This window comes from Nocardioides sp. CF8 (assembly GCF_000389985.1).
GTDB lineage: Bacteria > Actinomycetota > Actinomycetes > Propionibacteriales > Nocardioidaceae > Nocardioides > Nocardioides allogilvus.
In genome coordinates this window covers 4,100,937-4,102,095 of the sequence record NZ_CM001852.1, presented here as the reverse complement: position 1 = coordinate 4,102,095, position 1,159 = coordinate 4,100,937, and the positions used below count along the sequence as shown (strand labels likewise).

Annotated in this window: 1 protein-coding gene; it reads right to left on the bottom strand. The window is 64.8% G+C overall.

The window, feature by feature from the left end; translation table 11 throughout:
- Positions 1-60: 60 nt before the first annotated feature.
- Positions 61-1,020 (bottom strand): helix-turn-helix domain-containing protein, encoded by a 960-nt coding sequence (locus CF8_RS19965; RefSeq protein WP_269634820.1) that lies wholly within the window; start codon positions 1,018-1,020, stop codon positions 61-63.
- Between the last annotated feature and the right edge of the window lie 139 nt (positions 1,021-1,159).

Below are 1,159 nucleotides of genomic sequence, written 5' to 3'. Positions count from 1 at the left end.
CTTGCGGCTCACGGGTCGGGGTGACAGGTCAGCGTCTCTGGGGATGCTGACTTTTGATGGTCAGGCAGCAGTCTGCCGGATGCGGCGCTTGAGTTCTCTTTTGACTTGCAGCGGGGTGCGACCGGCCATGTAGTCACCGTGGTTGGGACGCTCGTTGTTGTAGTCGGTGACCCAGGCCTGCAAGGCCCTGTCGAGCAGTGCGACGTCCTCGACCCGGCCTCGGTGGAAGTGGGGCCGGTAGAACTCGTGCAGCACGGTTCCGTGGAATCTCTCGCACACCGCGTTGTGGTTCGGTGACCTTGGCGGGATCCGGTGATGGTGCAACCCGAGCTCGCCCACGCGGGCCTGGAATGCCTTGCCGACGAACTCTGGGCCGTTGTCGGTCAGGACTCCTTCGAGGGTGATGCTGTGCTTGCGTAGCGCCTTCTTCAGATGGTCGAGCAGCAACGCCGTGACGGCGGCGGTCTTGTCCCCGACAACGAGCTGGACGACCGCGATCCGGGTCGCGATGTCGACCGCGGTCAGTTGCCACACCGCGCCCACACCCTTGAGACGCCCGACGTAGAACGCGTCCAGGGCCACGACCTGGCCCGGGCGGGAGGCGTACTGGCAGAACCCGAACGGGCCCTCCATCGCGGCCTCGGTGAGTTGCCCCGTCTCGGTGGCAGTCAGGCTGGCCAACGCGATGACCCGCTGCTTCGCGGTGCCGAGGTTGTGGCGTCGCAGGACTTTCGCGACCCCCGAGGCCGACCGATCGACACCACGCTTCTTCAGGTGGCGCAGCAACGACTTCGGCCCCAGCGTCGGCCTGGCGATCGCCTCCGACAAGATCACCGCGACCTCTTCGGAGGTCATCGCGTTCGGCATGTGAGGACGACGTCGCTCACGCGGCAGCAACGCCGAGAGACCGTACTGCTCGGCCTTGTTGACCCACTCGTAGTAGGTCTTGCGCGAGATGCCGAACACCCGGCACGCCTCGCTCACGTTGTTGATCCGGGCGGCGTGCTCGATCACTCGCACACGCCTGTCATAGACAATGTCGTCGTGGGTCACGGAATGGCTTCCTGTTCTCTAGATCTCAGCAATCCAGAGACTGTCTTCCGTGGCCCACCCCTACACGCAGGCACACCGGGTGTCACCCCAACCCGTGATCCTTAAG